12 protein-coding genes are annotated in these 18,094 nt (G+C 70.2%); 10 read left to right on the top strand and 2 right to left on the bottom strand.

Annotated features, from left to right (window positions below):
* Positions 1-312: 312 nt before the first annotated feature.
* From ACFQVD_RS10795 to ACFQVD_RS10750, 10 genes are all read left to right on the top strand, one after another.
* Positions 313-1,215 carry an ABC transporter ATP-binding protein gene (locus ACFQVD_RS10795; RefSeq protein ID WP_343969160.1) on the top strand — a complete coding sequence of 301 codons (903 nt, stop codon included), beginning with the start codon at positions 313-315 and terminating at the stop codon, positions 1,213-1,215.
* Complete coding sequence (locus tag ACFQVD_RS10790; protein WP_343969158.1) at positions 1,212-2,072, top strand: ABC transporter permease; 861 nt, start codon at positions 1,212-1,214, stop codon at positions 2,070-2,072. The genes ACFQVD_RS10795 and ACFQVD_RS10790 overlap by 4 nt, the downstream gene beginning before the upstream one ends.
* A complete protein-coding gene (locus tag ACFQVD_RS10785) occupies positions 2,069-3,139 on the top strand; it encodes an ABC transporter substrate-binding protein (protein ID WP_343969156.1) in 1,071 nt (356 codons plus the stop codon). Before ACFQVD_RS10790 ends, ACFQVD_RS10785 begins: the two co-directional genes overlap by 4 nt.
* Before the next feature lie 181 nt (positions 3,140-3,320).
* The gene (locus tag ACFQVD_RS10780; RefSeq protein ID WP_343969154.1) at positions 3,321-4,766 is read left to right on the top strand and encodes an aldehyde dehydrogenase family protein; all 1,446 of its coding nucleotides are present in this window, start codon (positions 3,321-3,323) and stop codon (positions 4,764-4,766) included.
* Between the two features lie 39 nt (positions 4,767-4,805).
* Positions 4,806-6,566 (top strand): thiamine pyrophosphate-binding protein, encoded by a 1,761-nt coding sequence (locus ACFQVD_RS10775; RefSeq protein WP_343969152.1) that lies wholly within the window; start codon positions 4,806-4,808, stop codon positions 6,564-6,566.
* A gap of 157 nt (positions 6,567-6,723) precedes the next feature.
* On the top strand, positions 6,724-6,918 hold the full coding sequence (locus ACFQVD_RS10770) for a ferredoxin (RefSeq protein WP_343969150.1): 195 nt from the start codon (positions 6,724-6,726) through the stop codon (positions 6,916-6,918).
* Positions 6,915-8,123, top strand: coding sequence for an NAD(P)/FAD-dependent oxidoreductase (locus tag ACFQVD_RS10765; protein WP_343969148.1), 1,209 nt, complete (start codon positions 6,915-6,917; stop codon positions 8,121-8,123). The genes ACFQVD_RS10770 and ACFQVD_RS10765 overlap by 4 nt, the downstream gene beginning before the upstream one ends.
* A 339-nt stretch (positions 8,124-8,462) precedes the next feature.
* Entirely contained in the window at positions 8,463-9,779 is a 1,317-nt protein-coding gene (locus ACFQVD_RS10760) for an aromatic ring-hydroxylating oxygenase subunit alpha (RefSeq protein WP_343969146.1), read from the top strand.
* Positions 9,780-9,784: 5 nt separating this feature from the next.
* Positions 9,785-10,261, top strand: a complete 477-nt coding sequence (locus tag ACFQVD_RS10755; RefSeq protein ID WP_343969225.1) for an aromatic-ring-hydroxylating dioxygenase subunit beta — start codon at positions 9,785-9,787, stop codon at positions 10,259-10,261.
* A gap of 35 nt (positions 10,262-10,296) precedes the next feature.
* Complete coding sequence (locus tag ACFQVD_RS10750; RefSeq protein WP_343969144.1) at positions 10,297-10,560, top strand: hypothetical protein; 264 nt, start codon at positions 10,297-10,299, stop codon at positions 10,558-10,560.
* Between the two features lie 1,708 nt (positions 10,561-12,268).
* Here the strand turns inward: ACFQVD_RS10750 and ACFQVD_RS10745 are convergent.
* Positions 12,269-15,541 (bottom strand): non-ribosomal peptide synthetase, encoded by a 3,273-nt coding sequence (locus ACFQVD_RS10745; RefSeq protein WP_386270973.1) that lies wholly within the window; start codon positions 15,539-15,541, stop codon positions 12,269-12,271.
* A complete protein-coding gene (locus tag ACFQVD_RS10740; RefSeq protein WP_343982955.1) occupies positions 15,538-18,072 on the bottom strand; it encodes a S9 family peptidase in 2,535 nt (844 codons plus the stop codon). The genes ACFQVD_RS10745 and ACFQVD_RS10740 overlap by 4 nt, the downstream gene beginning before the upstream one ends.
* Between the last annotated feature and the right edge of the window lie 22 nt (positions 18,073-18,094).

The raw sequence follows: 18,094 nt of genomic DNA, 5'->3' as shown, positions 1-18,094 counted from the left end.
GTGCCGGATGCGCGGGCTCACCGGCCCCGGCCTCGGTGTTCGCCTACGTGCGCATCCGGGGGGCCGCCCGATCCTCCGCCTGTGACGTGGGGGTCATCTCGATGTAACTATTGACACACGTTGCGGCGTCAGTAATCTGTATACACCTAGGCCTCACGGGTCGTTACGGTTCGAGCGATGACACGGTCGCGCCGGCAGCCGGCACCGCGTAGCACGAGGACAGCGGCCGTTTGTGGATGACCAGAACCCGTATCGCAGATAGACGTCCCCGGACTGCTCAAGCAGACGAGGCAGGTTGAGGAGGACTGAGAGTTGGGCGACTTTTCGCCTCCGGGCACCGGCGTGGGCAACGCCGAGGTGCCCGTGGTGGAGTTCAAGGATGTGACGGTACGTTACCCCGGCAAGGGTGTGATCCGTCCCGCTGTGGTGGATGTCGACCTCACCGTGCCCAAGGGACGCTTCGTGTGCGTGGTCGGGCCCAGTGGGTGTGGCAAGTCCACGCTGTTGCACGTGTGTTCGGGCCTGCTGAAGGTCTCGAACGGGCAGTTCCGGTACCTCGGCAAGGAGTGGCGCAAGCTACACCCGGGCATCGGTTATGTCACGCAGCGGGAGACGTTGCTGCCCTGGAAGACGGTCCTGGGCAACATCGCGCTACCGCTCAAGATCAAAGGTGTGTCGCGGGCGGAGCGTCGTGAGCGAGCGGCCGAGATGGCCGCGAGCGTCGGTCTGGGGGACTGGCTCAACCACTACCCGCGGGAACTCTCCGGGGGCATGCGGCAGCGAGTCCAACTCGGACGCACCCTGGTCACCGAGCCGACGCTGTTGCTCATGGACGAGCCGTTCGGTGCCCTGGACGCGGTGCTCCGGGTGCGGATGCAGGAGTTCCTGAAGTCCCGGATCGAGGGGACCGACCTCACCACGATCTTCGTGACCCATGATCTGAACGAGGCGCTGACCCTCGGTGACGAGGTGGTCGCCATGGCGGGAGCGCCGGGAACCGTCGACCAGATCGACACGCTCGAGGATCTTCCGCGCGGGGTCTCGCCCGTCGAGCTCCGGCAGACGCCCGCTTACGCGGTGCACGAAGCCAGGTTGTGGAAGACGATCGCCGGCAACCTGTCGGACGACGGTGTCGCACTGAGCAACCCCGCTCTGGAACACGATGACGACCAGGCCGTGACCGCCGCGACTCGCAGCGGGAGGGGAATCTCATGACGACGGAGACAGTGGCACCCGAGTCGGCGTCCAAGAGGGCGTCCGGTCCCGCCAAGCCGGCGCAGGACCGGGAACAACGCCGGGAGCGGCTGCTCGACCTGGCCAAACTCTGGGGGATCCGGATCGCCATCGTGGTGGTCTTCTGCTCGGCGTGGCAGTTCGCCAGCGGCAGGCTTCTTCCGGTGTTCATCATCTCAAGCCCGACGACGGTCGTCGAACGCTTCGGTCAGTTCATGGAGGGCGGCAAGCTCCTCTCGCACCTGTCCTACACCATGCAGGCCTGCGGCCTCGGCTTCGCGATCGGCGCGCTGATCGGCAGCACGCTGGGCCTGCTCTTCGGCATCTACGAGTCCACCTCGCGGGTCATCGCACCGTTCGCCGCCATGCTCTACTCGATGCCGAAGATCATGCTGTCACCGCTCATCGTGGTCTGGGTCGGCGTCGACCTCACCATGAAGGTGTTCGTCGCGGCGTTCTCCTGCATGTGGGTGATCTTCTACAACGTGTGGAACGCCACCCGGCGCATCGACCACAACCTGCTCGACCAGATGCGCCTGATGGGTGCGAACCAGCGCCAGATCATCACCGGCCTCTACCTGCCGTCGGCGACGACCTGGCTGCTCACCAGCCTGCGCGTCGCGTTCCCGGTCGCGCTGATCGGCGCGGTGGTCGGCGAGTTCGTGGCGTCCTCGCAGGGCCTCGGCCATCTGGCTCTTGATTCCGGTCAGCGCTATGACTCCGCGGGGGTGCTCGTCGCGGTTCTGACGATCACCGTCACGGCGATGACCATCGACTCGGTCTTGGGGGCAATTCAGCGCAAGGTAGCGCTGTGGCAAGGTGAAGGAGCACGTGGATGACCACATCTGACAACAAGGCCCGGACGCGGGGAACGCGCCGGCTGGCGACCATCGCCTTGAGCGTGTTGCTCACGGCCGGGACGCTGACCGCCTGCGGAGGTGGCGGCGAGACGATCGCGGCGGATGCGAAGACCGGCAATCGGAAGATCCGGATCGCGGCGCCGTTCATCTCGACGATGAACTCGGCCATCCTGTACGCGCAGGGCACCGGCATCCTCAAGAAGCACAACATCGAGGCGGAGTTCATCGAGGTCCACGGTGGTGGCAGCCTGCAGGCGACCCTCGGCGGCAGCACCGACATGGCGATCACCTCGTCGGTGAACCCGATGGCGGCCCTGCAGCAGGGCCAGGAGTTCCCGATCATCGCGCAGGTCGGCAACGGATTTCCCGAGTCGGTCATCATCACCGCCTCCGCCTGGAAGGAGAGCGGTCTGAAGGACGACTCGTCGCTGAAGGACAAGATGAAGTTCCTCGCCGGCAAGCCGTGGGGTGTCTCCAGCCCTCAGGGGTCGAGCAGCTACATGGCCAAGTACATGTTCCAGCTGGCCGGCCTGTCCGCGGACGACTTCAAGATGAACTCGATGGGCTCCGCCTCGGGGACCCTGGCCGGACTCAAGAGCGAGAAGGTCGTCGCCGGCAGCATGGGTTCGCCCTACCCGCAGGTGGCGGAGTCGGAGGGCTACGCGAAGCTCTTCGTCAACGTCAGCGGCGGTGAGGTGCCTGAGCTGACCAACACCCTGACGTCGGTCGTCGCGGTCACCCCGGACTTCTACAAGAACAACAAGGAGCTCGTGGCTGACTTCAGGAAGGCTCTGGGGGAGGCGCAGAAGGAGGTCTACGAGAACTCCGCGGTGGTCGACGAGTGGATCTACAAGGAGAAGTTCGAGGGCAGCCCCAAGGACGCCGTGCTGTCGGGGGTCAAGGACCAGCGGGACGGCGGTGCCATCGCCAAGCAGCCCGAGGTCAGTGAGGAGTCCGCCGAGAGGCTGGTCGCCTTCATGAAGGCGACGGGTCAGCCCGTGCCGGACGACTGGCGCAAGATCTTCGTGGACCTGTCCGCCAACTGAGTCGTCCACCGGGGTCGGACGTCGACGGTGACCCGAAACGGCCGTGGGTGTGGGGTCGGCTCCACACCCACGGCCCGGGGCCGGCCGGTCGACCCAACTGTCCGAGACGTTCCTCCAAGGACGTCGAACTGAGAACGCGACCCAGGCCGATACATGGGTGACGCGAAGGCAAGGAGTGCACGTGTCGGAATTCATTGATGGGCGGATGCTCATCGGCGGCGAACTCGTGGAGAGCCGGACCTCGAACTGGCTGGAGTCGGTGAACCCGGCCAACGAGGAGGTCATCGGCCGGGTGCCCGCCGCCGGACCGGAGGATGTGAACGCGGCGGTGGAGGCCGCGGCGGGGGCCTTCGACGCGTGGGCCGGACTGTCGATGACCGAGCGCGCCAACGCGCTGCGAGGCTACGCGCAGCGCCTGAAGGAAGAGGGCAAGCGGATCCTCGACATCGAGGTCCGCGACACCGGCAACACCATCGCCAAGCTCCGCCACGATGTCGCGAGCGCGGTGCGCGGCATCGAGTACTTCGCCGGCCTCGGGACCGAGCTCAAGGGTGAGACGATCCCCGCCAGCGCCGACGCGCTGCACTACTCCGTCCGCCAGCCCTACGGGGTGGTGGGGCGGATCGTGCCGTTCAACCACCCGATCCTGTTCGCCGCGAAGTTCGGGGCCCCGCTCATGGCGGGCAACTGCGTGGTGATCAAGCCGTCGGAGCAGTCGCCCCTGTCGGCCGGCGTCCTCGCCGAGATCGTGCGGGAGACGCTGCCGCCCGGCGTGGTCAACATCGTGACCGGCGACGGGGCCGGCGCCGGTGTCCCGCTGGTGCGTCACCCGCTGGTGAAGCGGATCTCCTTCATCGGCTCTGTGCCGACAGGGCTGGCGATCCAGCGTGCGGCCGCCGAGGTGGCCGTCAAGCACGTCAGCCTGGAACTGGGCGGCAAGAACCCGATGATCGTGTTCCCCGACGCCGACCCCGACCAGGTCGCCGCGAGCGCGGTCGCCGGCATGAACTTCGCCTGGATGGGTCAGTCCTGCGGCTCGATGAGCCGGATTCTGCTCCCGGACTCGCTCTACGACGCGGTCCTGGAGCGCGTGGTCGCGAAGGCCGAGGCGATCGTCCAGGGTGACCCCGCCAGCGAGGAGTCCGGTGCGGGGCCGATGAACTCACGGGCGCAGTACGAGAAGGCACTCGGCTACATCCAGGCGGGGATCGAGGACGGGGCGCGCCTGGTCGCCGGCGGCACCCGCCCGGAAGGCCCCGAGTTCGAGCGCGGCTACTGGATCCGCCCGACGGTCTTCGCCGACGTCACCCGGGATATGCGCATCTTCCGGGAAGAGATCTTCGGTCCGGTGATGTCCCTGATCCGCTACCGGGACGTCGACGAGGCGATGGAGCTGGCCAACGACGTCGAGTACGGCCTGACCGCGTCCATCTGGACCAACGATTTGAAGCAGGCCATGCGGGCCGCGCGCGACGTCCGAGCCGGTTACGTCTGGGTGAACGGTGTGTCGCGGCACTTCCTCGGCACCGGGTTCGGCGGTTTCAAGAACTCCGGCACCGGACGTGAGGAGTGCTTCGACGAGATGCTCAGCTACACCGAGACGAAGACGGTGCACGTCCATGTGTGAGCGGACGACGGCTGCCGAGCAGATGCGAGTGGAGTCTCCGTGAAGCCAGAACAGTTGAACGTGCCGATCACCGAACGGCCCCCCATGGAATGGGGCAGCGACGCCATCGCGGAACTGCTCAGCCGTCTCGATCTGCCCTACATCGCCATGGTCCCCGGATCCAGCTACCGGGGACTGCACGACAGCCTGGTGAACTACCTCGGCAACACCGGGCCGCAGATGATCGTGTGCCTGCACGAGGAGCACTCCGTCGCCATCGCGCAGGGGTACGCCAAGGTGACCGGCCGGCCGATGCTCGTCGGGCTCCACAGCAACGTGGGCCTGATGCACGCCGCGATGGCGATCTACAACGCCTACTGCGACCGCGCCCCCATGGTCCTGATCGGCGCGACCGGCCCGCTGGACGCCGCGAAGCGCCGGCCGTGGATCGACTGGGTTCACACGTCCGCCGACCAGGCGGCGATCGTCCGCCACTACGTGAAGTGGGACGATCAGCCAGGCTCTGTGCAGGCGGCGCTGGAGTCGGTGATGCGCGGGTACCGCCTCACCCGGGCCGAGCCGTCCGCCCCGGTCTACATCTGCCTCGACTCCGAGATCCAGGAGTGCGAGGTCGACGACTCTGTCGGGATCCCGGAGCCCGAGCGGTATCCGGCACCCACGGACCCCGCGCCGGACGCGGGCACGGTCGGTGAGATCCTCGCGATGCTCGCCTCGGCCGAGCGGCCGCTGATCCTCCTGGGACGAGCCGGCCGCACCGAGGAGGAATGGGACCGGCGGGTGGCTCTGGTCGAGGCGCTGGGCGCCTGCTGCCTGACCGACATGCGCATGCCGGCCGCCTTCCCCACCGAGCATCCACGCCACCCCGCCAAACCCGGCGCGGGCCGGCTGAGCAGGTCCGGTGCCGAGCTGGTGCGCCAGAGCGACCTGATCATCAGCCTGAACTGGACGGAGCTCTCGGGCACTCTCACCGCGGCGTTCGGGGACGGCCCGCGGCCTACGGTGGTCCACTGCAAGAACCTGGGAGCCCTGCTCAACGGGTGGACCAAGGACCACTTCGCGCTGGTCTCCTCGGACCTGGAGGTCACGGCCGGCGCGGACCAGATGGTCTCGGCCCTGCTCGCCCGGGTGGACGGGAACCCGCCGGTCGAGCGGCCCGGCTGGCCCCCGGCGCTTCCGGCGACGCGGCCGGTCGGCCGCCCGGAGGTCGAGGGCGACCCCATTCTGATGTCCGACCTCGCCGCGGCGATCCGCGAGGCCGCCGGTGACAGGAGGATCAGCTACACCACGCTCCCGCTGGGATGGTCCGGGGAGGACGCGCTGTTCTCCGAACCGCTGGACTATCTCGGCCGTGACGGCGGTGGCGGTGTCGGCTCCGGGCCCGGTATCGCCGTCGGGGCCGCGCTGGCCCTGGACGGGACGGGCCGCGTGCCGGTCGCCGTGCTGGGAGACGGCGACTACCTGATGGGCGGCTCGGCACTCTGGACCGCCGCCCACTACCGGCTGCCGCTGCTGGTGATCGTCGCGAACAACCGGTCGTACTTCAACGACGAGGGACACCAGCAGCAGGTCGCGGAGCGACGCTCGCGTCCGGCCGAGAACCGGACCGTGGGCCAGCACCTGCGCGATCCCGACCCGGACCCGGCGACGATCGCCCGTGGTCACGGGCTGTCGGCGTACGGTCCGGTCCTGGACCCGAGTGAGCTGCAACAGGTGCTCGCCAAGGCGTTCGACGAGGTCGGCGCGGGCGGCACGGTCGTCGTGGACGTCCGGGTCAATCCGTACGGCTACGGGCGGGCTTGATGGTGTCCCGGCGGCACGGCGAGTGGCGACCGGCTGCCTCGCCGTGCCGCCGGCGGTGTCGTTCCGGAGGGACGTGGACGTCATGGAGGGGCAAGTGCTCCGGGTGGCCCTGGTCAGGGCCGTCACGGTCACGACCACCTAATATCAGGGAGTTCTCGTGAAGCTGTACATCGAGTTCGAGAAGTGCTGCGGGTTCGGCGAGTGCGTCGCTCTCGCACCCGATCTGTTCCGCATGGGTGATGACAACCGTGCCCATCTGATCGGTGACGGGACGGTGAACCAGGCCGACGAGGAGCGTGCGCGCACCGCGGCCTTCGCCTGCCCGGCGGAGGCCATCGGGGTCGACGGATGACCGACCGCAGTGACGTTCTGATCATCGGCGGCTCGATCGCCGGTGTGAGAACCGCGGAAGGGCTGCGCCGGCTCTCGTTCGAGGGCGGCATCACCATCCTCGAAGCGGGCCCGGATCTCCCGTACGACCGTCCCGCGCTGTCGAAGCAGATCCTCACGGGCGGTGGGAGCGCCGAGTCGGTCATGTTGCGCTCGCAGGCGGACCTGGACAAGGCCCGGATCGAACTGCGGCGGGGCTGCCGCGGTGTCGGTCTCGACGTCGGGGCACGTACGGTGCGGCTGGCGGACGGCACGGCGATCGAGTACTCCGATCTGGTCATCGCCACGGGCTCCGTGCCCCGGAGACTGCCCGCGGCGCCGGCGCGTCCCGGTGTCCACTACCTGCGTACGCTGCAAGATGCCCTGGACCTTCGCGACGTCGTCGACGCGCCGGCCCGGGTCGTGGTGGTGGGAGCCGGGTTCATCGGTTCGGAGGTGGCCGCGGCGGCGGCCGTGAGGTCGGCGAGCGTCACCGTCGTCGAACCGTACGCGTTCCCGCTCAGCCGGGTTCTCGGCGACCTCGTCGGCAAGCGGCTCGCGCGGCTGCACGAGAGCAGGGGAGTCCAGCTCGTCCTGGGCCGCTCGGTGAGCGACGTCGGTGACGACGGCGCGGGTGGCCGGCGCGTCGTCCTCGACGACGGCACGACGTTGGACTGTGACGTGGTGGTCGTCGGCATCGGTGCGACTCCCGACACGGACTGGCTGGCCGAATCGGGACTCGACGTGGCCGACGGCGTCGTCTGCGACGAGTTCTGCCGCGCGAGCGCACCGCACGTCTTCGCGGCCGGCGACGTCGCACGCTGGCCGAACCCGCTGTACGACGAGCCGATGCGCATCGAGCACTGGACGAACGCCGTCGAGCAGGCGGGGGTCGTGGCGTGGAACATCGCGCGTCCGGACAGTCCACGCGCTTATTCGCCGGTCCCGTACGTGTGGTCGGATCAGTACGGCAGCCGGCTGCAGATCGTCGGCCGGCCGAGGGCTGAAGACGAGGTTCGGATCGTCCTCGACGGCCCGGCCGGTGACAGCCTGGTCGCGTTGTACGTCCGCGACGGGGGACTCGCCGGCGCCTTCGCGCTGAACGCGCCGTCGCAGCTGCTCGCGCTGCGTCGCGCACTGGCCGCGCGGACTCCGCTGGACGAGATCATGGCGACCTTCGAGGATTGAGCATTGTATGTACACTGAAGAGTGGATACACTTACTTCTCGTACAGGATGAGCGTGCGGGCCGCCATGCGGGACCGCAAGCCCGCTCGTTTCGTACGAGAACGCTGATGAGTCCGTCGCGTCCATGACCGGACACGCTACTGCCCCGTCCACTCCCGCGTCGCCGCAGGTCCCCTCGCCGGTCGGCGGTCCGGGCCCCTGGCGACGGAAGAGCGGGGCGCGGTAGCGGCCGAGGCGCCGCCGCAACCAACGAGGTCCGGAACCGGAAGGTGTCCCGACGTGAGGTACGCGGCATTCCCGAGGACAGGGTCTGGATGTGGGAGAGAAAGGTTGTGGGGCTGTGGCTCATTTCGCTGAACTGATCCAGCCGGACCGCGTGCACTCCGCGGTCTTCACGAGCGAAGACATATACAAGGCCGAACTCGAGAACATCTTCTATCGCTACTGGGTGTTCGTGGCGCACGAGTCGGAGATTCCGCAGCCGGGCGACTACTGCACGAAGTGGATCGGCGAGAAGCAGCTCATCGTCTCACGTGGCGCCGACGGTGAGATCGGCGTCTTCTTCAACCGCTGCCGGCACCGCGGTGCCGCCGTGTGCATGGAGGAGTACGGCAACGCCTCCTTCTTCCGCTGCCCCTATCACGGCTGGACGTACAACTCCTCAGGAGACCTGGTCGGCGTTCCGTACCCGTCCCGGTACGGCGACGACTTCGACAAGAGCACGCTCGGTCTCGGCCGGGTCCCCCGCGTCGGGTCCGCCTCGGGGTTCATCTTCGCCTCGATGGCGGAGGAAGGCCCCACGCTGGCCGAGCACCTGGGCAAAGCCGCCGGTTACCTGGAGGACTTCGTCAGGGCGTCGCCTCAGGGCACCGTGAGCCTGTCGGCGGGAACGTCCAAGTCGATGTTCTGGGGCAACTGGAAGTTCGTGGGCATGGACGGCTACCACACCAACTTCACCCACAAGACGGTCCTCGATCTGCGTCAGCGCAAGCAGGGCGCCTCCTACAAACGGGGCGCCGGCAACTCCGACAAGTCGTCGAACGAGAGCTGGGACCTGGGCAACGGTCACTGTCGGCTGGACCTGACCGGGAAGGACAAGGTCGTCGTCGGGGCCGCGTCGAACACGTCGATCGCCGCCGGTATCCCCGACACCGCCGACGGCCGTGAGTACATGAGCCTGATGACCGAGGCGTACGGAGACGACGCGCCCGAGGTGATCCGCCGCTCCCGCGACGTGCACATCCACGTCTGGCCGAACCTGCAGCTGATCGGCTCCCAGGTGCGCGTCGTCCGCCCGCTCGCCGCGGGACGCACCGAGGTGATGAGCTATCCGGCGATGTTGGACGGTGTTCCGGATTCCGTCAACACGGAGAGGATCCGCTCCTTCGAGTGGTTCAGCGGCGTTGCCAGCTTCGGCACGCCCGATGACACCGAGATCTTCGAGCGCAACCAGATCGGGCTTCAGGCCGACCACATCCCGTGGCTGGTCCTCGCGCGCGGGCTGACGGTCGAACCTCAGGAGGACGGCTCACTGGTCGGCAACGTCACCGACGAGGTGCCGCAGCGCGCCCAGATGGGGGCGTGGCTGCGCGCCATGAGCGACGGTCCCGCGGAAGCGGCCGACGTGGTCGCGCACACCGAAGGAGAGGCACGGTGACCGACATGACCCTGCTCGGTGAGGTGACCGAGTTCCTGTTCCTCGAGGCCGAGCTGGCGGACGCGAACGCGTATGACGAGTGGCTCGCGCTCTGGGACGACCAGTGCACCTACTGGGTGCCGTGCAACCTTGACGACTACGACCCGGCGAAGCACGTCTCGATCATCTACGACGATCGTGCCCGTCTGGAGGAACGCTGCTTTCGGCTGACGACCGGAGGGGCTCACTCGCAGGAGCCCCGCTCGAAGGTGTCCCGGGTGGTCGGGAACATCCGCGTCGTGAACCCGAACGGCGAGGACGGGACCGTCGAGGTCACGGCCCGGACGATCATGGTCGAGCTGCGGCTGGGCCGCAAGTCGCTCTACGCCGCTCGCTGCCACTACACGCTGTGGCGCTCGTCGTCGGGTTTCAAGCTGCGCCGGAAGAAAGTGATGTTGCTGGACGCCGACGAACGGCTGGGCAACATGACGTTCCTGATCTGATCGACGGTGAACGAGACACCGGACGGAGGTATGCCGTGACCGACCTCAATGGCTCGAAGCGGGGCGGCGGCCGGGCCGAGCCGCTCGCCGGTTTCGTCGACGGAGTAGTGGTCGGCAACGAGTTCGCCTCCATCGAGATATCGGTCGACACCTCAGGACGGGTACCCAGAGCAGTCCTGAAAGACATCACGTCAGGCCAGGCCCGCTACATCGATCCGCTCGTGCTCCAGGCGCTGGTCTACATGCCCGACGACGTGATGCAGTCCCTGGCGGATCCGAACCTGATCGTGTCCGACTAGCTTTCGCGCCGGCGGCCAAGGGCGGCTCCGGGCGACCGGCATGACCTCGCCGGTCGCCCGGAGCATCATGGCCCGCCGGTTCCGCGGTGAAGAGCAGCAGGTCATCGGTCCCGCGCAGCTGTCTCGAACCGGCGATTCCGGTCATCTCCCGGAACCTGGAGGTGGTGGTCGCCGGGTGGCGTGGTCGAACTCCAGCCGGTCACGCGGCGGGCCGGTTGTACCAAATGCTCACCGAGCGTCGACGTCCCGTATCAGAATGACATGACGCCAGGTGGTGGCCGACTTCTGCGAGGCTGGCATGGACAACGTAATGCGGCTGGTCGATGCCGCGGCACTCGATCCGCGGATCACCCCCGAGCAGTTGACCGCCCGCTATGGCCAGAACGACCACGTCTTCAGTCTGCTGGCCGTCGCGGAGGCGATCCTCAACCGGGTTCCCGCCGGCGTCACCCGGTGGCTGTCGGCCCCCGGCGCGCGGACGATGTGGGAGGAGGTCCTCACCGTCCAGGAGGGCAACCACCAGCTTTCGTGGTGGAGCAAGATGATCACTTTGGGTATCGAGCACCCCGACACCCTGCGTGCGGACCGGCGGCTGGCCAGGATCCGCCAGCGTCGCCGAGAGGCACAGTTCGTCGTGACCGCATCGATGGACCGGTCGGTGGACGGCCGGGTGCGGGACACCGCGCTGCGGCGGCTCAGGGACGCCCATCCCCAGGAGACCGATTCGATACTCGGCGAGCTGCGTCGCCTGAGTGGCGTCGCCGGTGACGAATGCCCCACCCCCGAGGCCGAACGGCTTCTGCGTCTGAGCGATGAGCCGTTTCGCAACCTGGTCGCCCAGGATGTCCGAGGACGCGCGGACGTCGACGAGCTGAGGCATCCCGCTGTGCTGGCCCGCTGGTATGACGCCCTGGTCGAGCTGGGCTCTCAGACCTTCGAGCAGATCGGCCTCGAAACCGGGGAGCGCCACGTCCGGGCCTGGTTCGCCGTTCCCGACCGGTACCTGATCGATACCCGGCACGACGCGTCCGTCGAGGACTGGGCCCCCAAGCTCACCTTCCTCACCCACCTGCGCACTCGCCTGATGGAACGCGGCAGGCTTCGCCGCGCACACGACCTACGGCTGTTCCGGCAGGTGCACGGCCCCCTGGAGCAGAGGCTCAGGACGGTCTACCCCGATGAGTACGCCCGCTACCGGCAAGAAGAGCCCCCACATGCCGCCGCGCCGCAGACGGGCGAACCTCGTCCGCCTCATCCCGCCGCGTTCTCCGGGTACGCGGAGGTGTTGCACGAGCACACGTGGGATGTGAAATGGATCTACGACGGGCACCGGGTGTGGTTGGACGCCTGGCACGGTGACGACTGGCGCAGGGGCGGCCGCATCGTCGTCACCGCCGCACGGAGCAGAAACGCCGGTAAGTCGTCATGGAGCAAGCCCAACTTCGTGTTCCACAACCGCCGCTCCCGCCGCTACACCCTCCTGTCGAGCGCCGAGGCCCTGGTAACGCTCGCCGCGGAAAACCCGGCGGTCACCCCGGCCCGATACCTCAAGGCCGTGGTACCGCAGGTACGCGAGCATCTTGAGGCGCTCATACCCCCGGACGGCTTCCGATGGCGGCACCCGTACCCGCCCCCGTGCGGCTCGGCTCCGGACAGGCCGCGGGAGCTTCACGAGCCGCCTCGGCCGCGCGGGCTTCCGGGAGGGGAGCTAACCGGGTTCGCGCAGCGCCGAGGCCAAGCCCGCGGCCGTGGGGTGCTCCCACAGCAGGCGGGCCGCCACCGGCCTGCGCAGGCCGCCACGGAGGCGGTCCAGCAGCGTCACCGCGAGCCGTGAGTCGCCGCCCGTCTCGAAGAAGGTGTCGTGCGGGCCGACCCGGCGGTCGTCCAGCACCCGCCGGAAGGCCTCCAGCACCTCCAGTTCCAGCCGGTCACGCGGCTCGTCCGGGTGTTTCCCGGCGCGGGCGGCCGAGGAGGCCAGCCGGCGACGGTCGATCTTGCCAGCGCTCGTCAGCGGCAGTTCGTCCAGCACGTGCACGGTCCCCGGCACCATGTAGCCGGGCAGCCGCCCGGCCGCCCATGCCCTGGCGTCCTTCGCCGTCACCGGCCCGGAGGCGGCGGTGCGGGCGGACGCGGGCACGGGGACGGACACGGGGACGGACAGGTAGGCCACCAGCTGGTCGTCCTCCAGTGTCACCGCCGCGTCGTCCACACCGGGGCAGGCGCGCAGCGTCTGCTCGATCTCGCCGAGCTCGATCCGGTAGCCGCGGTGCTTGACCTGGTGGTCCACCCGGCCGATGAAGTCGAGGCGGCCGTCGGGGCGCTGCCGCACCAGGTCGCCGGTCCGGTAGAGCCGTCCTCCAGGCGCCGGAGGCCGGCCCGGTGCGGGGGGAAACGGCCCGGCGAGAGGCATGAAGCGTTCGGCGGTCAGCGCGGGTCGCCGGTGGTAGCCGCGGGCCACGCCCACGCCGCCGACGTGCAGCTCGCCGGGCACGCCCCGTGGCGCCGTCCGGCCCGCGGCGTCCAGCACCAGCGCGTACGCCCCCGCCATGGGCAGCCCGATCGGGGGTACGCCCTCGCCGGGCGAGCAGTCGGCCAGGGTCGCGATGACGGTCGCCTCGGTCGGCCCGTAGGCGTTGACCATGCGCCGGCCGGTGCCCCAGCGCTCGACCAGTTCGGGGGGGCACGCCTCGCCACCGGTCACCAGCACCCGAAGGTCCGGCAGCGGGTCGTCGCCGGGCAGCGTCGCGATCACCGAGGGGGGCAGCAGCACGGCGTTCACCTCGCGCCCGGACAGGCACCTGCTCAGTGCCCGGCCCACGAGGATGTTCCCGGCCTCCGGTACGCACAGGGTGCCGCCGGAGGTCAGCGTGGTGAACACCTCCCAGACCCAGGCGTCGAAGGTCGGCGGCGCGAACTGCAGCAGCCGCGTGCCGGGACCGATGCCCAGCTCGGAGGCGAGGGCCGTGACCAGGTTGCACGCGCCGGCGTGCTCAAGCAGCACCCCCTTGGGCAGGCCGGTCGAGCCCGAGGTGTAGATCATGTAGGCGAGGTCGCGCGGCCCGGCGGGACCGACCGGGGCGGTCGGCCCCGCTCGGCCGGCCGGGTCGCTCCGGTCGAGGTCGAGGCGGCGCCCCCCGCTCGGCGGCAGTTCGCGGAGGATCTCCCCGGTGCTCACCAGGACGGCCGCGGCCGCGTCGGACAGCAGGTACTCCAGCCTGGCGGCAGGCTGGGCCGGGTCGAGTGCCAGGAACGCGCCGCCCGCGTACAGCACCCCGGCCACGACCGTGACCAGGCGGGCCGAGCGGGGCAGGCAGATCGCGGTCACCGTGCCCGGGCCCACCCCCTCGGCGGCCAGCCGGCCGGCCAGTTCCCGGGCGCGCTCGTCCAGCTCGCGGTAGGTGAGCCGCCCGTCGTCGCCGTCCACCGCCGTCGCGCCGGGGGTGCGCCCGGCCTGCGCGGCGATCAGTACGGCCAGGGTGGAGTCCGGGGCCACGGCCACCGGTGGGCCGGTAAGAGGGCCGGAGCACTCGTCCAGCGGCAGGTCGAGCACCGGCCGGGCGGGGAAGCGGGACATCTCACCGAGCAACCGGACCAGGCGGGCGGCCATCAACTGGATCGTGGCGTGGTCGAAGACGTCGACGGCGTAGGTGAGGGTCGCCCGCAGCCGCTCGTCGCCGCCTTCGGGAAGGGCCACCCCGCCGTTCCCGGCGAGGGGAGCGCGCGGCCGGTCGCCGCTCTCCCCGCCCTCGCGGCCCCTGGCCGGCGCCTCCGTGGTGAGGCGCAGGTCCAGGTCGCGGGCCGTCCACGGGGTGACGGCGTCCGGGGCGCCGAGCGGTTCCAGGCGCAGGCCCGCCGCCTGGCGCGTGACGGGAGGGGGCACGACGCCGTACGTCACGTCGAACAGCGCCCCCCGGCTGGGGGTGCGGGGCGGGGCGACGGCGGCGGCCACGTCCTGCAGCGGCAGCCGATGCCGCCAGGCGTCGCCGACGGCTCGCTCCAGGCGGGCGGAGAGGGCGGCGGGGCCGGGGTCGCCGGACAGGTCCACGCGCACCGGGAGGAGGTCATCCAGCGGCCCCACTGTCCCGGAGAATTCGTTCGGCTCCCCGCCGAGCGGCCCCGAGACGCGGCCGGGGGAGTGCACGCCGATCGTGAAGCGCTCCTGGCCCGAGCAGCGCGACAGCAGCGCGGTGAACGCGGTGAGCACAGCGAGCGGAGGGTCGCCCAGCCCGGCCGGTACGGCCACCTCGAAGTGGTGTGCCCCGCCCGCGCCGGAACGGTGCCCGGGGCGGGGGCGGTCGGTGGCCACCTCCAGCGGTGGCACCTCCCGCAGTGCCGCACGCCAGAACTCGGGCCTGGCGTGCGGCGCCGCGGGAACACCGCCGGCTGACCCTGCCGGTTGATCGGCCCCGGAAGCCAGGGGCCGCGTGGGCGCGGCGCGCGAAGAGAGGTCAGAGGATGTCGCGGGCGGGCGGGGGAAGTCGCCCGCGACCGGTGCGCGGGGCGGATCGGGCAAGTGCGGGGAGTCCCCTTCGGCTCGCGCCCGGTACAGCTCGGCCAGGTCGGCGGCCAGTACGGCGGCCGAGCCCTCGTCGGTGACGCACGGGTGCGCGCGCAGCACCAGCACGTGCTCCGCCGGGCCGAGCGCCAGCAGTGAGACGCGGGCCAGTGGCCCGGTCACCAGGTCGAACGGCCGGGACTCCAGCTCGGCCAGCGTCGCGCCGAGCTTCTCGGGCTCGACCGGCACCGCCCGCGGGACGGGCAGGACCCCGGCCGAGACCACCGGGCGCGGCCCGTCGCCCCGGGCGGGCAGGGACCAGCGCAGCACCTCGTGCCGCGCGGCCAGGTCGCCGAGCGCCGCGCCCAGTGCCGCCTCGTCGAGGGGGCCGGTCAGCCGTAGCCGCAGGGAGATCCCGCCGGGCGCGGCATCGCCGAGCAGGTGTTCCAGCCAGGCCCGCTCCTGGACGGGCGAGAAGAGCCTCACCGCTCGCTCCCGGGCAGGTTCAGCCGGAGCCAGTCCAGCTCCTGTTCGATCATGCTCTGGAAGTTCGCGGGCGAGACCATCGAGTACGGCATGTGCGCCTCGCCCCAGTAGCTGACCAGCCGCACCTTCTTGGCCTGCCTGGCCAGCGCCGTGTACATCTCCTCGGAGCCGGTGTGGGTCAGATAGTCACGTTCGCCGTGCAGCATGAGCACCGGAGTCTTGATCTTGCCCGCGTGCAGCAGCGGGCTGTTGCGCACGTACCGCCGTGGGTCCTCCCACGGGGGCTTGCCCAGCCCGAACTCGAAGGCCGGGTCCTCGATGTAGGCCGGCGCGAACCATTCCTGCGCGCGCGGCGTGTAGCGGAAGCGGGCGTCGAACACGCCGTAGCTGCTGATCACGTCGGAGAAGCCGGAGATCGCGATCGCCGCCTCGAACCGGTCGGTCTGGGTGACGAGGCTGTGCACGTTGTAGGAGCCGAAGGAGTGCCCCATCACCGCCAGCCGCTTGGCGTCGGCCACCCCCGCGTCGATCGCGGCGTCCACCGCGTTCATGATCGGTTTGGTCGGCCAGGTCATCGGCTCGGCCGCCGCCTTGCCCTCGGGGCGGGGGATCGACGGGACGAGCACGGCGTAACCATTGGCGGCCAGGAACTGCAGGGTCAGGTAGCTCGGGTTGTTGACCTGGAACTCCGGCACGTCCTCCAGGGTCGAGACGATCCGGGTGCCGTACACGTTGACCACGAGCGGGTGACGTTGCCCGTCGCGGTGGCCCGGTGGCAGCAGCAGCGCGCCGGTCAGCTTCTCCCCGTTCGCGCCCTTGTAGGTGACGAGCCTGCGCTGCGGGGGGAGCACCTGGGCGAGGTGGCCGTTCAGCGAGATGCGCTGGGTGTGGCGGCCGGCGTGCGTGGTCCACAGCGCGGTGCCCTGGTCGCCACCCGCGCCGAAGACCGCGGTGCGGTCGGCGGGGGAGTACCCGGCGACGCCCGCTTCGGGGTGCGGCGCCGGGAGCGGGGTCAGCACCGGCGTGGCGCCGGGCGCCAGCTCGTACAGGCCGCCCTTGGTGTCACGCACCAGCACCAGGGGGAAGTCGCGGTCGAGCCGGGGGTTGGCCGGTTCGGCACCGCCCCGGTCGGTGGGGCGTACGCCGTTGCGCCTGACCCCGTCGTCCAGCGGCCAGGCCAGCTCCGCCAGCGGGGCGGCGCCGGTGGCCTTAAGGTCGCGGGCCTGCCCGGTACGCGGGTCGATCAGCCAGGCGCGCCCGTCGGCCACGCCCAGCACGCCACCGCTCACCGGCACCAGCTCCAGCGGGGGGACCTTGAACCGCGAGGTCAGGTCGCGCGGCTTGGCGGCGGGATCGGCCGGGTCGAACGCCCACCAGTCCTGGCGGGCCGCCGGATCGGCGGCCTCGGCGACCTGCGTGCCGCGCACCAGCGGGGTACCCGCGCCCCAGAGCAGGCCGGTGGCCACCAGCCGGTCGGCGGCCAGCGGTGCGGCCTTCCCGCCGGCGGCGGGCACCAGGTAGGCGGTGAACGGGTCGGGCGTCTTCGGCGTGGCCTTGCCGACGACCAGCAGGTTGGCGCCGTCGGCGGCCCAGCGGGGCTGCACGGTGATCGAGGGACTCGGCACCTCGGTCACCACGCGTGGCTGCCCGCCGGAGGCGAAGGCGATCGCCAGCCGGGTACGCCGTTCCAGGACGCGCTTGAGCTGCCCGGCGCGTGCGGGGGTGGGGCCGAGGTCGTCCACCCGGGCGATGTGCCGCCCGGTCGGGTCGGCGACCAGGTTGCCCGCCGTGTAGGTGCGGGCCGGTCCGGCTGAGGTGATCTTGCCGGTGACGGCGTCGATGACGGCGATCTCCTCGTCCAGCGCGTCCGCACCGTCGGCGGTGGAGCTGTCGAGCACGGAGGCGGTGTTCTCCTTGCCGCGCTCGACCTTGGCCCACTCCTTCGGGGCGGCACGCTGAGCCTCCAGCCACTGCCCGTACTCCAGCGACCAGCGGCCGGGGTTCACCATCGGCGCGATCACCCGCCGGGAGTCCAGCCACTGGATCAGGTAGCCGGAGGCGTTCGTCATCGTCTGCACCCCGCGCGGGGTCAGCTTGCGGATCTCGCCGCTCTCCCGGTCCCACACGTGCAGGAAGACGTCGTCGCCGCCCCGGGTGGAGGCGAAGGCCAGCATGCGCCCGTCGGGCGACCAGACCGGGTTGTAGTGACCGGTGCCGTCCTTCGCCCCGTGCGTCACGTCACGGGCCGGTCCCGCGCCGTCCGCTATCCAGATGTCGGCGCGCTCGTTTCCATCGACAAATGATGCGCCATATCTGCTCGACTCGCTCGGGCCGCGTTTCACGACCGCCGCCACTGATTTACCGTCGGGGGACGGGACGACCTGACCGAGTTTCTTCGTGGTCAGGAAGTCCCGCATCGTGAACGGCCCGGGGGCCCGCACCGCGACAGGCCGCTCCACCGGTGGGGAAGCGCCTCCGACCAGGGCGGTGGCCGTGAGCAATGACAGGACGAGCTTGACACGTAGCACCATGGGAGGACGATAACCACGTCAT

The sequence above is a fragment of the Streptosporangium amethystogenes subsp. fukuiense genome (assembly GCF_042665875.1).
GTDB lineage: Bacteria > Actinomycetota > Actinomycetes > Streptosporangiales > Streptosporangiaceae > Streptosporangium > Streptosporangium fukuiense.
The sequence above is the reverse complement of the archived record's forward strand: the minus strand, read 5'-3'. Positions and strand labels throughout refer to the sequence as shown.